Source organism: Thermodesulfobacteriota bacterium, from assembly GCA_040758155.1.
Taxonomy (GTDB): Bacteria; Desulfobacterota; Deferrimicrobia; order Deferrimicrobiales; family Deferrimicrobiaceae; genus UBA2219.
Genome location: JBFLWB010000001.1, coordinates 1 through 17,056 on the forward strand (window position 1 = coordinate 1; position 17,056 = coordinate 17,056).

General features: G+C 65.3%; 16 protein-coding genes and 1 tRNA gene. 3 read left to right on the forward strand and 14 right to left on the reverse strand.

The window, feature by feature from the left end:
- The 6 genes from AB1346_00005 to AB1346_00030 all read right to left on the reverse strand — a co-directional run.
- A partial coding sequence (locus AB1346_00005; protein MEW6718816.1) for a sigma-54 dependent transcriptional regulator occupies positions 1 to 1,208 on the reverse strand: 1,208 nt, incomplete at its 3' end.
- Positions 1,205 to 2,659 carry an ATP-binding protein gene (locus AB1346_00010; GenBank protein MEW6718817.1) on the reverse strand — a complete coding sequence of 485 codons (1,455 nt, stop codon included), beginning with the start codon at positions 2,657 to 2,659 and terminating at the stop codon, positions 1,205 to 1,207. The genes AB1346_00010 and AB1346_00005, both read right to left, overlap by 4 nt.
- Positions 2,656 to 3,582, reverse strand: a complete 927-nt coding sequence (locus AB1346_00015; protein ID MEW6718818.1) for a phosphate/phosphite/phosphonate ABC transporter substrate-binding protein — start codon at positions 3,580 to 3,582, stop codon at positions 2,656 to 2,658. The genes AB1346_00010 and AB1346_00015 overlap by 4 nt, the downstream gene beginning before the upstream one ends.
- A 55-nt stretch (positions 3,583 to 3,637) precedes the next feature.
- Positions 3,638 to 5,470 (reverse strand): ABC transporter ATP-binding protein, encoded by a 1,833-nt coding sequence (locus AB1346_00020; GenBank protein MEW6718819.1) that lies wholly within the window; start codon positions 5,468 to 5,470, stop codon positions 3,638 to 3,640.
- The gene (locus AB1346_00025) at positions 5,467 to 7,227 is read right to left on the reverse strand and encodes an ABC transporter ATP-binding protein (GenBank protein MEW6718820.1); all 1,761 of its coding nucleotides are present in this window, start codon (positions 7,225 to 7,227) and stop codon (positions 5,467 to 5,469) included. Before AB1346_00025 ends, AB1346_00020 begins: the two co-directional genes overlap by 4 nt.
- A 3-nt stretch (positions 7,228 to 7,230) precedes the next feature.
- Positions 7,231 to 8,055: a site-2 protease family protein gene (locus AB1346_00030; protein ID MEW6718821.1), complete on the reverse strand. Its 825-nt coding sequence runs from the start codon at positions 8,053 to 8,055 to the stop codon at positions 7,231 to 7,233.
- Between the two features lie 65 nt (positions 8,056 to 8,120).
- On the opposite strand from AB1346_00030, the gene AB1346_00035 reads away from it, so the two are divergent.
- From AB1346_00035 to AB1346_00045, 3 genes are all read left to right on the forward strand, one after another.
- Entirely contained in the window at positions 8,121 to 8,687 is a 567-nt protein-coding gene (locus tag AB1346_00035; GenBank protein MEW6718822.1) for an epoxyqueuosine reductase QueH, read from the forward strand.
- 11 nt (positions 8,688 to 8,698) lie between these two features.
- Positions 8,699 to 9,463 (forward strand): hypothetical protein, encoded by a 765-nt coding sequence (locus tag AB1346_00040; protein MEW6718823.1) that lies wholly within the window; start codon positions 8,699 to 8,701, stop codon positions 9,461 to 9,463.
- A gap of 56 nt (positions 9,464 to 9,519) precedes the next feature.
- Positions 9,520 to 9,594: transfer RNA gene (locus AB1346_00045), tRNA-Val, on the forward strand.
- A gap of 62 nt (positions 9,595 to 9,656) precedes the next feature.
- Here the strand turns inward: AB1346_00045 and AB1346_00050 are convergent.
- The 8 genes from AB1346_00050 to AB1346_00085 form a co-directional block, all read right to left on the reverse strand.
- Entirely contained in the window at positions 9,657 to 10,079 is a 423-nt protein-coding gene (locus AB1346_00050; GenBank protein MEW6718824.1) for a hypothetical protein, read from the reverse strand.
- Between the two features lie 275 nt (positions 10,080 to 10,354).
- On the reverse strand, positions 10,355 to 10,741 hold the full coding sequence (locus AB1346_00055) for a hypothetical protein (protein ID MEW6718825.1): 387 nt from the start codon (positions 10,739 to 10,741) through the stop codon (positions 10,355 to 10,357).
- Positions 10,742 to 10,744: 3 nt separating this feature from the next.
- Positions 10,745 to 11,227, reverse strand: coding sequence for a hydrogenase maturation protease (locus tag AB1346_00060; protein ID MEW6718826.1), 483 nt, complete (start codon positions 11,225 to 11,227; stop codon positions 10,745 to 10,747).
- 24 nt (positions 11,228 to 11,251) lie between these two features.
- Positions 11,252 to 12,718 carry a Ni/Fe hydrogenase subunit alpha gene (locus AB1346_00065; protein ID MEW6718827.1) on the reverse strand — a complete coding sequence of 489 codons (1,467 nt, stop codon included), beginning with the start codon at positions 12,716 to 12,718 and terminating at the stop codon, positions 11,252 to 11,254.
- A complete protein-coding gene (locus AB1346_00070; protein MEW6718828.1) occupies positions 12,718 to 13,683 on the reverse strand; it encodes an oxidoreductase in 966 nt (321 codons plus the stop codon). Before AB1346_00070 ends, AB1346_00065 begins: the two co-directional genes overlap by 1 nt.
- A 3-nt stretch (positions 13,684 to 13,686) precedes the next feature.
- Positions 13,687 to 14,121 (reverse strand): hydrogenase iron-sulfur subunit, encoded by a 435-nt coding sequence (locus AB1346_00075; GenBank protein MEW6718829.1) that lies wholly within the window; start codon positions 14,119 to 14,121, stop codon positions 13,687 to 13,689.
- Positions 14,100 to 15,833 (reverse strand): CoB--CoM heterodisulfide reductase iron-sulfur subunit A family protein, encoded by a 1,734-nt coding sequence (locus tag AB1346_00080; protein MEW6718830.1) that lies wholly within the window; start codon positions 15,831 to 15,833, stop codon positions 14,100 to 14,102. Before AB1346_00080 ends, AB1346_00075 begins: the two co-directional genes overlap by 22 nt.
- A 12-nt stretch (positions 15,834 to 15,845) precedes the next feature.
- Positions 15,846 to 17,042 carry a 4Fe-4S dicluster domain-containing protein gene (locus AB1346_00085; GenBank protein MEW6718831.1) on the reverse strand — a complete coding sequence of 399 codons (1,197 nt, stop codon included), beginning with the start codon at positions 17,040 to 17,042 and terminating at the stop codon, positions 15,846 to 15,848.
- Between the last annotated feature and the right edge of the window lie 14 nt (positions 17,043 to 17,056).

Sequence of the window (17,056 nt, forward strand, 5' to 3'; positions counted from 1 at the left end):
GGAGCGGCGACGCCTCCCTGGAGGATCTCCGCCGGAAGGTGCTCCGGCAGGACGGTCTCGTCGCTCTCCAGGACGACGATCCGCTCGATGACGTTGCGCAGCTCCCGGCAGTTCCCCGGCCACCGGTACGCCATGAGGTACCGCTCCGCCTCGGGGGAAATGTCCCGGACCGCGGAATTCTTGTACTTGCGCGAGTATTCGGCGAGGAAGTGGCGCGCCACCAGGGGGATGTCCTCCGTCCGCTCCCGCAGCGGCGGGATGTGCACGGAGAACGCGTTCAGACGGTAATACAGGTCGACGCGGAACTCCCCCTTCTGCACGGCCGCCTCGAGGTCCCGGTTGGTCGCGGCGAACACCGTTGCGTTGAAGGGGATGTCCTCGCTGCCGCCGACCCGCCGCAGCACCCTTTCCTCGAGGACCCGCAGCAGCTTCGACTGCATGTCCGTGCGCATCTCCCCGATCTCGTCGAGGAGGATCGACCCGCCGTAGGCCTGCTCGAAAACCCCCTTCTTCTCCGTCTTCGCGTCGGTGAACGCCCCCTTCTCGTGCCCGAACAGCTCGCTCTCGATGAGCTGGTCCGGCAGGGCGGCGCAATTGATGGCGATGAAGGGGGCGAAGCTGGCCGGGTCGTTCCGGTGCATCCGCTCGTGCAGGCACCGGGCGAACACCTCTTTCCCGGTCCCGCTCTCCCCGGTGATGAGGACGATGGGAACGTCCGAATCGGCGAGCCGCTCGCACCGGTTCCGCAGCTTGTGCATCACGCTCGTGTTTCCGATGATCTCCCTTTGCGCGAAATCGGGGCAGACCTTCCGGAGGTACTCGACCTCCTGCCGCAGGTTTCCCCGCTCGACGATCTGCCCGATGACGATCTTCACCTCGTCGAGGTTGAACGGCTTGGTAAGGTAGTCCCTCGCCCCGGCCTTCATCGCCCGGACGGCGGTCTCCGCCGTCTCGTCCGACGTCAGCATCACCACCTGGGTCGGGAGCTCCTTCTCCACGATCTCTCCCAGGATGTCGACGCCGTTGCGCCCCGGCAGGTTGATGTCGAGCATCGTCACGTCGGGCCGGAAGGACCGGACCTTCTCCACGATTCCTTCCGGGTCGGTCTCTGCGCGGACCTCGTACCCGTCCGCCTTCAGCGCGCGCGACAGCATCGTCACGATCAGCTCGTCGTCGTCGAGCAGGAAAACCTTCCCCTTCTTCTTCATGCCTGCCTCTCGTTTTCCGTGGAGACCGCCGGGATCCGGATCGTGAACACCGTTCCTCCTTCCGCCCTGCCGGCCGCCTCGATGGTTCCATTATGCTGCTCGATGAGCTGCCGGGAAATGGCGAGTCCCAGCCCCGTCCCCTTGACCTTCGTCGTGAAAAACGGCTCGAAGATCTTGTCGATGAGCTCCTCGGGGATCCCCTTTCCGGTGTCGGCGATCGCGATCCGGACGGGTCCGCCGTCCCCCTCCCGCCGGGTTTCCACGCGCAGCGTCCCCCCTTCCGGCATCGCGTCGAGCGCGTTCAGGAAGAGGTTCAGGAAGACCTGCTGGAGCTGGCTGACGTCCGCAAGGACCCGCGGGATCTCGCCGAAGTCCTTCACGATCCGGTGCCTCTCCTTCCCTCCCGCGCCGATCGAGTGGCTCTTGAGATAAAACGCCAGGGTGGTGTTCAGCACGTGGTTCAGGTTAACCGGCTCGAAGCGCGGCTTCTGCGGCTTGGCGAAGTTCAGGAAATCGCGCATCAGCCCTTCGAGGCGGGTGATCTCGCCCATCACCTTCGCGAGGACCGCCTTGTCCTCCGGGGGAATGTACGGCTCACCGGAAAGGACGCTCATGGCGACCTTGATTCCCGCCATGGGGTTCTTCACCTCGTGGGCGAACCCCGCGGCGAGCTGCCCGACGATCGCCATCTGCTCCGCACGGTGCATCTTGTGCATCTGCTCCTTCAGCGACGCCGACATCTCGTTGAACGAGCCGGCCAGCTCTCCGAACTCGTCCTTCAGCCCCTCCACCTTGTGGTCGAGGTTCCCCGCCTTCAGCGCCCGGGTCGCATCGATGAGCTTGTCCATGGGGCGCGTGAAGCCGAGGAGGATGATCCCGCCCAGCCCGAGGGACAGGAGGGGTCCCATGACGAGCATGACGTAGAGCAGTTTCTTGAAGGCGGAGATCTCGCGAAGCGACCGGTCGGTGCTCTCCGTCAGCCGGGCGCTGGTGAGGGCCACCATCCTCCCGACCTTGTCGGTCAGCTCCAGCCCCACCTGGAATGCGGCGTCCTCCTCGGCGGCCACGCGTTCGGCGCTTCCGCGCAGAGTCATCAGCCGGCTCAAGTGCTCCTGGTACCGGCCCGTGGTCTCCTGCAAGTCGAGGAGGCGCGCGTGCGTATCGGGATTGTGGTGGCAGTCGAGGCAGACGGCCGACACGCTTTTCATCTTGAGGAAGTTCTCGACCATCGTGTCGAACTGCCCCGAGTGCCGGGTGTTCCTCAAGGCGAGGTCGACCTGCACCTGCTTGACCTGGATCAGGAAGTGCTCCCTCAGGATCTCCACCTGGTGGAGCTGGATGATCCGGTCCAGACGGGAAGTGCCCCGCTCGATGGTGCCGATGATGTAGAGGCATGCGGCGAGGAGGACGACCGTGTAGGCGGCCAGACCGATGACGACCCTTTTCTTCACCGCCGCTCTTTCAGGCAGCCAAGCGTCGCCGGATCGACGCCCGCCTTCTCCGCATACCGGTAGACGGCTTTATAGTCGTCGTTCCCCGTTTCGATGAACCTCCGGGCGCCGAAATCCTGGAGGACCCGTTTCCCCTCGGCGTCCCCGTCCATCGTCAGCAGCGCCTCCCGGATCCCGGCGGCGAGCTTCGCGTCGAGGTCCGGCCGCAGCGCAAGGACATTTTCCGGGACCTGGGGGGAAACCGCCAGGACCCTCACCCCTCCGTTTGCCCCCCGCTGCCCCTCCGCGATCATCGTATCGAGGACCGTGTTCTTGGCGGCCCCGATGTCGGCCTTCCCGTCCAGGACGTCCCGGATCACGTCCTCGTGCGTCCCCGCGTAATATGCCTCTCCCACGAACGTCCGGTAATCCTCGACGCCGTTTTCCTTGAAGTACACCCTCGGAAGCAGACAGCCGACCAGGGTCGCCCGGCCGACGAGGGCCAGCCGCTTCCCCTTCATGTCCGACGCCATGCGGATGCCGCTGTTCTTCCGCACGAAGATCAGCCCCTGGTAGGTGTTCCCCCCCCGCATGTTTTCCGGCCTGGCGACGGCCTCGAGGCCCATCCTCTCATGGGCGATGACATAGGACAGACTCCCGAAAAACGCCCCGGCCATGTTCATTGCCTGAAAATCGCTGATGACGTTGTCGTAGCTCGCCAGGACCTTCAGCTCGATCCGGACGCCGGCTTTCCTGCCGAGATACGCCGCGAGCGGCTCGTACCGCTCGATCTGCCGGAAGATGTTCCGCTCGGGGGGCAGCCCGATCAACACTTTCGGTGCGGGGGCCTTCTTGACCGGCGCGGGGGATTCCGTCCGGGAGCAGGAAGCGGTCAGGCCGATGCAGAGGATGCCGGCGACGATTGCCGTGAATTTTTGGCGCATCGGGCGAGAATACCATGACAAATCCCTCGAAGCCAGTTCCCTGCCGCAAGAAATTTCAGGGCTGCTGGAACTGGAGGGTATGCAGCCTCCGGTAGATCCCCCCGGCCGCCAGGAGCTCCTCGTGCGTCCCGGATTCGCGCACTTTGCCCTTGTGCATCACGAAAATGCGGTCCGCGGACAGCACCGTCGACAGCCGGTGCGCCACAACGAGGGCGGTCCGGCCGGACAGGATCCCGGGGAGCGCCTCCCGGATGCCGTGCTCCGTCACCGGGTCGACGCTCGAGGTCGCCTCGTCCAGCAGCAGCACCTTCGGGTCGCGCGCCAGGGCCCGGGCGAAGGACACCAACTGGCGCTGCCCCATCGAGAGCCGTCCACCCCGCTCCCCGACCAGGGTCGAATAGCCGGTGTCCCACTCCGACGCGAACCGGTCCACCCCGACCGCCGAAAGGGCGGGAACGACCCCGGCGCCGCCCGCCGAGACGTTTTCGAGGATCGAGCCGGAAAAGAGAAACGGCTCCTGCAGCACGAGGGAAAGCATGCCCCGCAGCTCCCTCCGCGGGATGTCCCGGATGTCCCTGCCGAACAACAGGATCTGCCCCCGCTGGATCTCATAGAGCCGGCACAGCAGGGAAAGCACCGTCGTCTTCCCCGATCCCGTCGCCCCGACGATCGCTCCCGCCATCCCCTCCTCCAACGCGAAAGAGACTCCCCTGAGGGCCTGGGGCCCCTGCCCCTCGACCCCGAACGCTCCCCCGTCGATCCGGGGGTAGGAGAACCAGACGTCCCGGAACTCGATCGCAGGCGCGGCCTCCCCCGGCCGGGCAGGCCGCTCCTCTACCTCCCGTTTCCCAAGCGCCGGCTCCGCGTACTCCGGCGAAACCTCGGCGTCGAGCAGCAGGAAGATCCGTTCGGCGGAGGCCAGGGCGGACTGCAGGATGTTGTACTTGTCGCTCATGTCTCTGATCGGGTTGTAGAACTTCTGGGCGTATTCAAGGAACGCCACCAGCGTCCCGAAGGTGACGGCCCCGGAGATCAGCCCCTCGCCCCCCCGCCACAGGAGCAGCGCGACGGCGAAGGAAGCGAACATCTCCACGCCGGGGAAGAAGAGCGAGTAGTAGTTCGTCAGCCGGACGTTCTCCGCGACGTAGTCCCCGTTCAGCGTCGCGAAGCGCCGGTCCGACTTCCCCTCCTGCGCGAACGCCTTCACCACGGAGACGCCCGTCACGTGCTCCTGCAGGAAGGCGTTCATCCGCGCCAGCTTGCGGCGCGCCTCCCGGTTCGCCTCGCGGATATGCTTCTTCAGGAGCTCGACGAAGAGCACGAGGAACGGGAGGACGGAGAAGACGACCAGGGCGAGGCGGGCGTCCATCCAGAGAAGGACCCCGGCCGTCCCGAGGAGGATGGCGGCATCGCCGACCGTCGAGACCAGCCCGGAGGAGATGAGCTCCTGGAGCGCTTCCACGTCGGAGGTCAGCCGGGTCATCAGGCGCCCGGTGGGCGTCCGGTCGAACCAGGCGACGGGGAGCCGCTGCATGCGGGAGAACATCTCCCCCCGGATCGCCAGGATCACCCTCTGGCCGAGGACGGAGACGGCGTACATCTGAAGGAACAGGAACCCCATGGCCCCGGCGAGGGAGGCGAGGTAAAGGAGGATCCACCAGGCCATCCCGGAAAGGACCCCGGGCGTCACGAAGCGGTCGATGACGATCTTGATGAGGTAGGGGCCCGCGAGCGAGCAGGCGGTGCCGCAGGCGAGCGCCGCCAGCGCCGCCGCCAGGATCTTCCGGTGGGGGGCGACGTACCGGATCAGCCGCCGCAGGAGGCGCCAGTCGACCCCGCGCGTATCCGCCCGGTCCTCCAGGAAGAACGTGTCCGCCGGCGGGGTCACGTCGACTCCTCGAGCTCGCGCGCCAGCATCTGGCGGGAGTACAGGTCGTAGTAGCTGCCGCGGAGCGACAGCAGCCGGTCGTGCGTCCCCTCCTCGACGATCCGTCCCCCGTCGAGGACGAGGATCCGGTCGCACCGGGAAAGCGACGCCATCCGGTGGGTGCTGAACAGCACCGTCCCGCCCCGCCGGGCCGAGAGGATCCCCTCGAAGATCTCCCGCTCCGTCACCGAGTCGACGGCGGAAAGGGCGTCGTCCAGCAGGAGCACCGGCCTTTCCGCGCAGAGCGCCCGCGCGATGGTGGCCCGCTGCTTTTGCCCGCCCGACAAGGAGATTCCCCGCTCGCCGACGACCGTTCCGAAGCCCTCCGGAAACTCCTCGATCTCGTCGAGGAAGCAGGCGGCCCGTGCGGCCTCCCGCGCCTTCTCCGGGTCCGGCGCCTCGCCCGCCATGCAGATGTTCTCCAGGACGGTGTCGGAGAAAAGGAAGGGGTCCTGCGCGACGAGCGCGACCCGTCGGCGCAGGGCATCGAGCGGTTCTTCCGCCGCGTCCCTTCCCTCCCAGAAGATCGTGCCGCGGGATGCGGCATAGAGTCCGGCCAGCAGGGAGAGGAGCGTGCTCTTCCCGCTGCCCGTCGGGCCCACGAGCCCCACCACCTCCCCTTCCTCCACCGTGAAGGAGACGTCCTTCAGGACCTCTCCGCGGCCGCCTTCATGGGAGAAGGAGAGCCCCCGCACTTCCAGGAGCGGCGGACGGGCCCGGGCGGCGATTGCGTCCGGCGGCCTCGCCGCCTCCGGCGGCAGGAGGAGGTACTCGTTGATCCTCCCCATGGCCGCGCTCCCCCGCTGGAACAGGTTGATCACCCATCCCATCGCCATCGTGGGGAAGGCGAGCATGGCGAGGTAGGCGTTGAAGGCGACGAACCCGCCGAGGGTCAGGCTCCCTTCGACCACCGCCCGGCCGCCGAAGTACAGGACGAGGGCGACGCCCGTCCCGGCGAGGAAGCCGATCGCGCCGTGGAACTTCGCGGAGGTCCTCGCCACGGCGAGGTTGCGGCGGTAATAGTCGCGGCAACTTTCACCGAACCGCTCCTCTTCCCGCTCCTCGAGCGTGAACGCCTTCACGAGGCGGATCCCCGTCACGTTCTCCTGGAGCATCGCGTTCATGGACGCCAGCGACTCCTGGATCTCCCGATGCTGCCGGTGGAAGGCGCGGCCGTATTCCCGGGAGACGATCACCACCAGCGGGCCGACCGTCAGCGACAGGCCGGTCAGCACGGGGCTGATCCGGAGCATGAAACCGATCGCGAACAGCCAGGTGATGGACGTCCCGATCAGCATGAGCAGGCCGGGGCCGAGGAGGAGCCAGACGGCGGTGAGGTCGTTCGTCAGGCGGGACATCACCTCGCCCGTCGACGTGCCATGGAAGAAGGGAAGGCGCAGCCGGATCACGTGGGAGAACAGGCGTTCCCGAAGGTCCTTCTCCACTTCGCGGGCCGCGACGAGGAGCAACCGCCGGGAGAAGTACCGGCAGGCGGCATGCAGGACCGCAAGGAGCGCAATGAAGGCGACGGCGCGATGGAATCGTTCCGCCGCGGCGCCGCTCCCTCCGCGCGCCGCGGAAACGGCGTCGACGGCGTCCCGGATCATCCAGGGCACGAGGAGGCCGAACACCGCGGAGAGCGCGAGCCCCGCGATGCTGAGGACGTACGACCGCCGATGGCGGGCCAGGTGCGGTCGGAGCGCGAGGAGGTCCCGGATAGGCTATCCCCCCCACATCGGGAAAGGATCCGGCACGAAGCAGAGCACGAACAGGACCGCCGCGAACGCGCCCGCCGTCCGCCGCGCCGGGGTCAGCGGCACCTCGTCGAACACGGGCCTCGGGTGCCCCGTCCCGATGAAGAACAGGAGCGCCGCCCAGACGAACCAGCCGCTCCCCATCCACCCCATCAGGAGTAGCGCGAACGGAACGAAGCGCGCGACCCGGCCGTACCTCTCCCCGAACAGGGCGTAGGCGATGTGCCCGCCGTCGAGCTGGCCGGCGGGGATCAGGTTCAGCATCGTGACGTACAGCCCGAGCCATCCCGCGTATCCCATGGGGTGAAGGAACACGTCGTGCCCGGCGGGGACGTTTCCCAGCACGAACCACGAAAGGAGCCGGAACAGCAGCGACTCCCCCAGCACCGGGCCGGGATTCCCCGTGACGCGGTGAACCTCCGAGAGCGCCAGCCCCGTCACGAGGACGGGAATCGCAACGATGGCTCCGGCCAGCGGGCCCGCGGACCCGATGTCCATCAGGGCGTTCCGGTCGGGGAACGGCGACTTCAGCTTGATCACGGCGCCCATGGTGCCGGGTAGCGGGGGGATCGGCAGGAACGGGATGAAGTACGGCGGCGTCGTGACCACCCGGTGGCGCCGGGCGGCCGCGTAGTGCCCCATTTCATGGACGCCGAGGATCGCGAGGAGGGGGAGGTTGAACAGCAGCCCCGGGAGCAGGTCCGATATCCGCGCGAAGGGGTTCCCGCCCGCAAGGAAGGCCCCCGCCAGGAGCGTGGTGGCGAAGGTGGCGACGAACAACAGCAACGGCACCAAGCGATGTCCCCTCATTCCTTTCGACCACAGAGCCGCTACCGGTAGTAAAGTGGTAACAGGCCATGAAGCTTCTCGTCCATATCTGCTGCGCGCCCGACGCATCGTACGGCGTGAGAGCGCTGCAGGAGCGTTTCGCCGTGACCGGCTACTTCTATAACCCTAACATACACCCCGAGGAGGAATTCCGGAAACGGGCGCTCGCGACGCTGGAGCTGCGGGAGAAGGCGCCCTTCCCGCTGATCATGGGCGAGGGAGGCGAGACCGCATGGAAGGAGGCGGTCCGGGGGCTCGAAGGGGAGCCCGAGCGCGGGCGCCGTTGCGAGGAATGCATCCGGTTCCGGCTCCGGGAGACAGCGAAGAAGGCCTTGGAGCTCGGGATGGCGGCGTTCGGGACGGTTCTGACCGTCAGCCCGAAGAAGGACGCGTCGATGATCAATCGCGTGGGCATGGAAGTCGGCGGATCCGCGGGCATCCGTTTCGTCGAAGCGGACCTGAAGAAGCGGGACGGCTACCTGAAGAGCGCCCGCATCAGCCGGGAGCTCGGGATCTACCGGCAGCGTTACTGCGGTTGCATCCATTCGGTGCGGGGAGCGTCGAATGAGGCGGTAGAGAAACCGGAGACCTCATGAGAGGAGGGATTATGAATAGGTTCCTGGCGGCGCTCGCCGCCGCCCTGCTGATCGCGGGAGCGTCCGCGGACTCCCATGCCCTCGAAATCGGCGCGCGCGGCGCGTACTGGTTCCCCGAAATCTCCGGCGCGGTGCGGACCATCACCGCGGGCATCGTGGAGACCGACATCGACCTGAAGAACACCCTCGGCGTCCAGGACGAAAACCTGCCGTTCGGAGAGCTGTTCTTCTCCTTCGGCAACTCGACGCTGCGGGTGGGGTTCACGAAGCTGGATTTCACGGGGAGCCGCGTGCTGAACCAGAACATCACGTTCAACGGGCAGAACTTCGCCGTCGCGGAGGCCGTGACCACGGATATCGACATTTCGATGATCGACGCGAGCTGGCAGTACGACATCCTCCGGCCCAGCGTGGGAGTCGGCTCGGTCAACCTCGGATTGCTGCTCCAGGTGAAATACGTGGACGGGGACGTCCGCCTGACCGGCTCGGCGACGGGTACCGCCGCGGAGACTTTCCAGGCGCCGATTCCGATGGTCGGCGCGGCGTTCGGCGTGGGGCTGGTGAAGAACCTCCTCCGCGCGGACATCCGGGGAGCCGGCATCGGCTTTTCGGGGAATCACCTCGTCGACGTGGAGGCCTATGCCTCCATCACCCCCTTCCCCTTCGTGAAGCTGCAGGGCGGGTACCGGTATCTCGGCCTGCAGATCGACGAGGCGGAGATCCTCGCCTCCCTCCGGCTGAAAGGGCCCTACGCGGGGGTGCAGATCTCCTTCTGAGCCGGGAAAATAATCGTTGATTGAAATCCGCGGGAAGGTAGAATATGGAAAATTCGGGGCGCTTAACTCAGCGGTAGAGTGCCACCTTCACACGGTGGAAGTCACAGGTTCAAGTCCTGTAGCGCCCACCACCTGAAAAAACCGGTGCCTCCCCGCGGGAGGCACCGGTTTCGATTTTCCGCCGGAAGAAATTTCAGTGGCCGTTGCCGACCGCGCCGCAGGAGCCGCACCCCCCGTCGAACTTGAACCGGTTGTAGTGCATCTTCACCGAAGGCAGCTTGATCCTGCCTTCGATTTCCTCGACCTTCGCGTTTTCCGCCATGCATTCCCCGAGGGTGTCCACCCAGGAATCGGCGGATTCCAGGCCGGCCGTCGTCGCGGTCGAAAAGAGGATGGCCTCGATGCGCCCGAGATCGCACCCCACGTCGCAGGCCGGGAAACAGCCCGATGAGATCTTGACGCGGACCCTTTCCAGCGGTTTCGAGACGCTCGCCGGAATCATGATCCCCTGCCCCCGAAGGTCTTCCTGCCATGCCGCCAGGACCGAATACCGCAGGCAGAATCTCTTCAGCACCGAAAGCTCCACCCTGTCCTTGTCTCTCATGGGGGCGATCATCGTCTACCTCCTCTCGATTTGGCGGCTTCGCCAGCCTGTTGGTGGGGATCCTAACACCCCGCGCAATCTGTTCCTATACCTGCCTCCCGAAAGGATCGAAATCTTTTATTTCCAAAAATTCTACATTTTCGCCGTATCGCCGCAGCAAATGTTGTATATTACTACACTTCCCTTTTTCTAGATTTTACCACTCGGCGCGTTATCTTCGGAAAAAAAACCGGGGCCTCCTTCCACGGAGGCCCCGGTTTCCCGTTCCGCGCTTGTCCGGATCCGGCTCAGCAGGAAAAACGGAACCGGTTGTAATGCATCTTCACCGCCGGAAGCCGAATCTTGCCTTCGATTTCCTCGACCTTCGCATTCTCCGCCATGCATTCGCCGAGGGTATCCAGCCACTCCTCCGCGTTCTCCTGCCCTGCGGTCGTGGCGGCGGAGATGAGGATGGCCTCGATGCGCCCGAGGTCGTCGGATACCTCGGAAACCGGGAAGCAGCCGGAGGAGATCATCACGCGCGATCTCTCGAGCGGCTTCCCGACGCTCGCGGGGACCGCGATCCCCCGTTCCCGGAGCTGTTCCTCCCAGGCCGCCAGGACCGAATACCGCAACCCGAATCTTTTCAACACGGAAAGCTCGACCTTGTCCTTTTCTCTTTCGGGTCCTTCCATCTTTCAGTCTCCTCCGAGGATCCCCTCGATTTCCCGCTGGATCGCGCGACGGAATTCCGGGTACGCCGTTTCCATTTCCGGAGTCATCCGCTCGCTGAACGTGACGAGATCCGCCGCTTCGACCGCGAAGATGTGGATGTCCTCCTCGCGGGGGACGGAAACCCCCATGCGCCGGCCCAGCTCGAGCGCCGTCGCGAAATTGACGTCGTGGATGTTGTTCAGGTTCATCGTCTCGCGAAGCATCCGCGAGTCGAACCGATGCCAGTCCCCCGGTTTGCCCCCCGTGGTGCGGATCGCGTCGAGCACGATCAGCCGCTCGAAGCCTTCCACGACCTCGAGGATGTTCAGCCCTCCGACCGAGCACTCCTCCATGACGGAAAGCCCGGGAGTAGCGGCAAGACTTCTGCCGATATCCCGGGCCAGCCGGACTCCCACCGCGTCATCGGAAAGGATGGGGTTCCCCATCCCGATCAGGAGCGTCTTCAAGAGATGCCCCGAATCAACCGGAAATCAGCACTTCCGCCGGAATTCCCGGTAAACCTCCCCGTTCTTGACGATCTTCACCTCGAGCGGCATCTGGCCGGGGAGGCTGTGCGTCGCGCAACTGAAGCACGGATCGAACGAGCGGAACGCCATCTCCACCAGGTTCAGGATCCCCTCGTTCGGCTCGACTCCCGGCTTGATGAGCGTGGACGCGACCTTCTTCGTGACCATGTGGATCGGCGCGTTGTTGTTCGTGGTGCCGACGATGAGGTTCGCGCTCGTGCAGATGCCGTTCTTGTCGCAGGTGTAATGGTGCGTGAGCGTCCCGCGCATCGCCTCGACGATCCCGACTCCCTCCCCCGAGATCCCGTGCGGGATGACGCGGTACTTGTCGCCGGTGATCTCCGGGTCGGCGCAGTACTTCCGGAGCATCTCGGCGTTCTGGACCATCTCTACCAGCCGGGCCCAGTGCGAGGCCATCAGGGCCCTGCAGGGCTTCTGCTTCAGCGTTCCGAACATCTCCTCGAAGGCCTCCTGGGCCTTCGGGGTGGCCATGCGCTCCGCCACGTTGAGCCGCGAAAGCGGCGTCGCCATGTAGATGCTGGAGTCGATCCCTTCCACGAACCCCTTCCAGCCGCGCTGCTTGAGGTAAGGGAACTTCAGGTAGGACCAGGGCTCGACGTGCTCGGCGACGTTGTTCATGTAGTCCTTGGGGGCGTACTTGCAAAGCTCCTTGCCCTTGAAATCGACCACGCGGACCTTGCCGTCGTAGAAGTTGGGGGCGTTGTTCCCGTCGACCAGCCCCATGTTCTGGACGTCGAGCGTGTACGGCCCGTTGAGGATGAGATCGACGTATTCCGGGTTCCCGAGGACGACGTCCTTGAACAGCTTCAGCGAGAATTGCGTGAACTCGTACAGGTTGGCGACCATCGGCCGGATCTCGGCGAGCTCCTCGGGCTTCAGCCCCTTGGAGACGCCGCCGGGGATGCACCACACCAGGTGCGTGAACCGGCCGCCCAGGATCTGCTGGATCCGCTGGGCCTGGGCGCGCGCCTTGATCACCGCCCCGCCGATCTCCAGGCCGACCTTGGCGACGACGCCGAGGATGTTGCGCGTCGCCGGATCGGACGTCGGCCCGCAGACGAAATCGGGCGCCGCCAGCGCGTAGAAATGGGCGATGTGGCTGTGGATGTAGTGCGCGTGGTAGTACATGTCGCGGAGCTTGAGGGCAAGGGGCGCCACTTCCCCGCCGAAACAGCCGTCGACGGCCTTCGCCCCCGCCATGTGGTGGCTGGCGGGGCACACCCCGCAGATCCGGGTCACGATGCGCGGAAGCTCCTCGATCGGCCTGCCGACCACGAAGCGCTCGAAGCCGCGCAGCTCGGGGATCTGGAAGTAGCAGTCCTTCACTCCGCCGTCGTCGTTCAGGAAGATCTGGATCTTGCCGTGTCCTTCCAATCGGGTAATCGGGTCGATGCTGATCGTCTTGGCCATCAGCGGACGCTCCTCTGCAGTAACGACGCCGCCATCCCGAACCGGTAGGCGTAGCCGGTGATATCTTGGATACCTTCAAGGATCTTCTCGATTTCCGCGGGATCCTTGCTGTCGATGATCGAAGAAACGGCGCTGAGGATCTTCGCTCCCTGGTCCACTACGCCGGGAAGCGGCCCGTAGCATCCGCGGCAGGGCATGTTGCTGTTCGGGCAGCGGACGCCGCACCCCGACCGCGTCGCCGAGCCGGCGCAAAGGATCCCCTGCTCCATGAGGCACCGCTCGGGGTCCTGGAGGATCTGCCACGGGCGGTGGAACTGCTTGACCATCTTCTCTTCCTTTTTCCGCTGGCAGTCGTCGCAGAGCGCGCGGTCGGAGGCGCCGACCACGCTCCCCTTCGCGGGGAGCGGACCGCCGCTCACGATGAGCTTCAGCACCGCCTTGACCTGCTCGGGCGCCGGGGGGCATCCCGGGAGGTAGTAGTCCACGTCCACGATATCGTCCAGCTTGTAGACACGCTTGTAGAACACCGGAATCTCGAGCTCCCCTGCCTCCACCCTGGTGTGCGGCGTCGGGACCGCCGCGTTCCCTTCCTGGATCGAGGGGTTCTTCAGGTACGCCTTCTCGAAGATCTCCTCCTTGTTGAACTGGTTCGCCATGGCCGGGATCCCGCCGAGGTGGGCGCAGGAGCCGAAGGCCACCATCGTCTTGCTCTTCTTCCGCAGCAGCTTCGCGATGTGCTCGTTCTCGCTGGTGCGAATCGCCCCGTTGAAGATCGCCAGGTCGAGCTCCCCGTCCGCCATCGCCTCGATGTCCTTGTACTTGCCGTCCGCCGCGATGGGCCACATCCGGATGTCGCAGGCCGCGGCGACGTCGAGGATGAACTCGTTCGTGTCGAGCACGGCGACGTCGCAGCCTCCGCACGCCGCACCCCAGTAAAGCGCGATCTGAAGCTTCTTCTTATCCATGACTCACCTCTCGACCTTGTCGGCGTCCAGCGATATCCGGATCCTGCTCGGGCCGAGCGCGCGGACCTTGTCGGTCATCTCGTTGATGACCTCGGAGAAGCGCTGCCCCTCGCTGGCGCTGACCCATTCCAGGCGGACCCGATCTTCCTCGACCCCGAAGTCCTTGAGCATCTTCTTCAACAGCGGGAAGCGCCGCATGGTCTTGTAATTCCCCTCGGAATAGTGGCAATCGCCGGGGTGGCAGCCGCAGACGATCACGCCGTCCGCTCCCGTGGCGAGCGCCTTCAGGACGAAGGTCGGATCGATCCGGGCGGAGCACATCACGCGGATGACGCTGACGTTGGGCTGGTACTTGATCCGGCTCGTCCCCGCGAGGTCGGCGCCGGTGTAGGAGCACCAGTTGCAGAGGAACCCGACTATACGTGGCTCGAAGCCCATTCCAGCACCCCCTCGATCTGTTCAAAGATCTGCTGATCCGTGAAATGCCTCGCCTTGATCGCGCCGGACGGGCAGGCCGCGACGCAGGTTCCGCACGCCTTGCACATGACGCTGATGATGCTGCTGCGCTTCTTCACCGGGTCGTACTCGATCGCCGAATACGGGCAGAGCTCGTTGCACATCCGGCAGCCGGAGCATGCGTTCTCGTTGATCTCGGCGTACACCGGCTCGACCCAGATCTGCCCCTGGCAGATCTTCGCCAGGATCCGCGCGGCGGTCGCGCGGGCCTGGGCGACCGTCTCGGGGATGTCCTTCGGCGACTGGCACGCCCCCGCGATGAACACGCCGTCGGTCGTCGTGGCCACAGGGTCGAGCTTCGGATGGCTTTCGATGAACCACCCGTCCCGGTCGCGGCTGATGTTGACCAGGCGGGCGACCTTCCCGGAGTCGGGGCGCGGCTCCATGCCGACCATCAGCACGATCAGGTCGGACGGGATCTCGACCTCCTCCCCGGAGAGCAGCTCCTTCACCACCATCAGCAGCTCGCAGCCGTCGTCCTTCGACGCGACGCGGACCTTGCCGCGCTGCCACTTGTCGTACATCATGAACACCGTGCCTTTTTCCGCGCTGCGCCGGTAGAATTCCTCGCACCCCTTTCCGAACGCGTTCATGTCCGTGTAGAGGTTGGTGATCTTCACGCCCGGAACGGCGGAGCGGATCTCGTGGCCGTACTTCAGCGCGGTCATGCAGCACACCCTCGAGCAGTAGGGGTGGGTCTCCTTGCTTCGGCTGCCGACGCAGTTGACGAGGGTCACGTATTTCGGCGCCCGGCCGTCCTTCGTGTGCACCTGCCCCTCCCGGAGCATCTTCTCCAGCTCGTAGGAGGTGATGACGTTGGGCAGGGTGCTGTAGCCGTAGCGGGACGTCTTCGACGCGTCGAATTCCTGGAAGCCGGTGCAGACGATGATGCTCCCGACGTCGAACTGGCTGCTCCCGCCGCCCTCCGTCTTCGCGACTACCTTGAAGTTCCCGATGTAGCCGGAAATCGACTCGACTTCGGACCGGAGCAGGACGGTGACCTTCGGATGCCGGGTGACCTGCGCGATGCGCTCGGCGAGCAGGTCCCGGGCGGAATCGAGGTAGGGCGAGGTCAGGTCGATCCGGGCCACGTTTCCGCCGAGGTGGTCGTCCTTCTCCACCAGGTAGACGGGCTGCCCCGCGCCGGACAGCTCGACGGCTGCGGTCAGCCCGGCGATGCCTCCCCCGATGACCAGCGTCGCCGGGTGCATCGGCACGGACTGCCGTTCGAACGGCTCGTGGCGCTGCACGCGCCGGACGGCCGCGCAGGTCAGCGCCTTCGCCTTCTCGGTGGCCTGCTCCTTGTTCTCGTGCACCCAGCTGCACTGCTCGCGGATGTTGGCCATCTCGAAGAAGTAGGGGTTCAGCCCCGCCTTCTCGATGGCGCCGCGAAACGTCGGCTCGTGCATCCGGGGGCTGCAGGCGGCGACGACGACCCGGTCGAGCTTCAGCTCCTGCACGTCCTTGATGATCATCTCCTGACCCGGATTGGAGCACATGTACTTGTAGGCCTTGCAGACGACCACGCCGGGCTGGGTTTTCGCGTACTCGGCCACCGCGTCGCAATCGACCATCTTCGCGATGTTCGTGCCGCAATTGCAGACGTATACGCCGACCTTGCATTCGGTTTTCATCGATTCCTCCGGCTATGCGATCATCTGCTTCTGGGGGACCAGTGCGGGTTCCTGGATCCCTTTCGCCGCATCACGCTGCGCCAAAACGTCCGCCTGGACCGCCGCCAGGTACATTGCGTACGGCCGATACGCGAGGTGCCCCCACTTGCTGAAGGGGACCTCGAGGACGAGCATCGGGACCACCCCCATCATGTGGACGATGTACATGAAGTTCGCGAGCGTCCCGTTCCCGAGGACCCGGAACGCGAAGTTCTGGAGGATGCCCGTCGTTCCGACATAGAGGAGCATGTACAGGAAGATCATGTCGGATTCGTGGGAATACTTGTAGTGGGCCTCGGTCTTCTTCCAGCGGCCGTTCATGGCATAGAGCGTCGTGCCGAGGAGACCGACGGTGGCCGCGTACCCGAAGATGTGCACCCAGTGCGTCTGCGCGGCGTGCATGTGGTGCAGGAACACCATGATCAGGACCAGCAGCGTGAGGTAGCTGAGCATCAGGATGAGATGGACGACCCACGGCGTCTTCTTTTCGCACTCGCTGTACCGCTTCTGGGTGATGAAATGCCACGGCAGCAGGATCGCGTTTTTGATGTAGGTGCCCGGGGGGACCTTCATGTCTTTCCGGCTTCCGGTCGTGAACCACCACATGCGGAGGCAGTTGACCGCCAGCAACCCGCCGAGGAAGGCGCCCATGAGCCAGTCGAACGTGTGGACGTTCAGGCCGAGCCCGAAGAAGTTTCCCTCGGTGTGCGCGGGGAGGAATGCCTTCTCGCCGCTGTAGATGCTGAAGTCGCCGCCGCCGAAGGTCAGGCCGAACCAGTAGAAGCCGATGCCGGTCAGGGCGCCGAGGGCCAGGATGGCAAGGACCTCGGCTGCCGGGGATTCGTAGAACAGCCTGGAAAGCCCGGTGATGTCGTACTTGGAGGTGAGCCACCGGCGCATGCTCATCATCGTCTCGCCGGGCTCCGCTTCCCGCGGGCACTGCTCCGAGCAGTCGCCGCAGTAGTAGCACAGCCAGGGCTCGAGGTTTCCCTTCAGCTTGTCTCCCAGCCCCATCTGGAGGTACCGCATGGACTTCCGCGGAAAGAGGAAGGGCTCTTTCGAAAGCGGGCAGGTCGCGGTGCAGTTCCCGCAGTGGAAGCACTTGGAGACGTCGTCGGCGCCGTAATGCTTCAGTTCCTCAAGCAGGTTCGGGTTCGATCGGACGGCCATTTCATGTCCTCCGT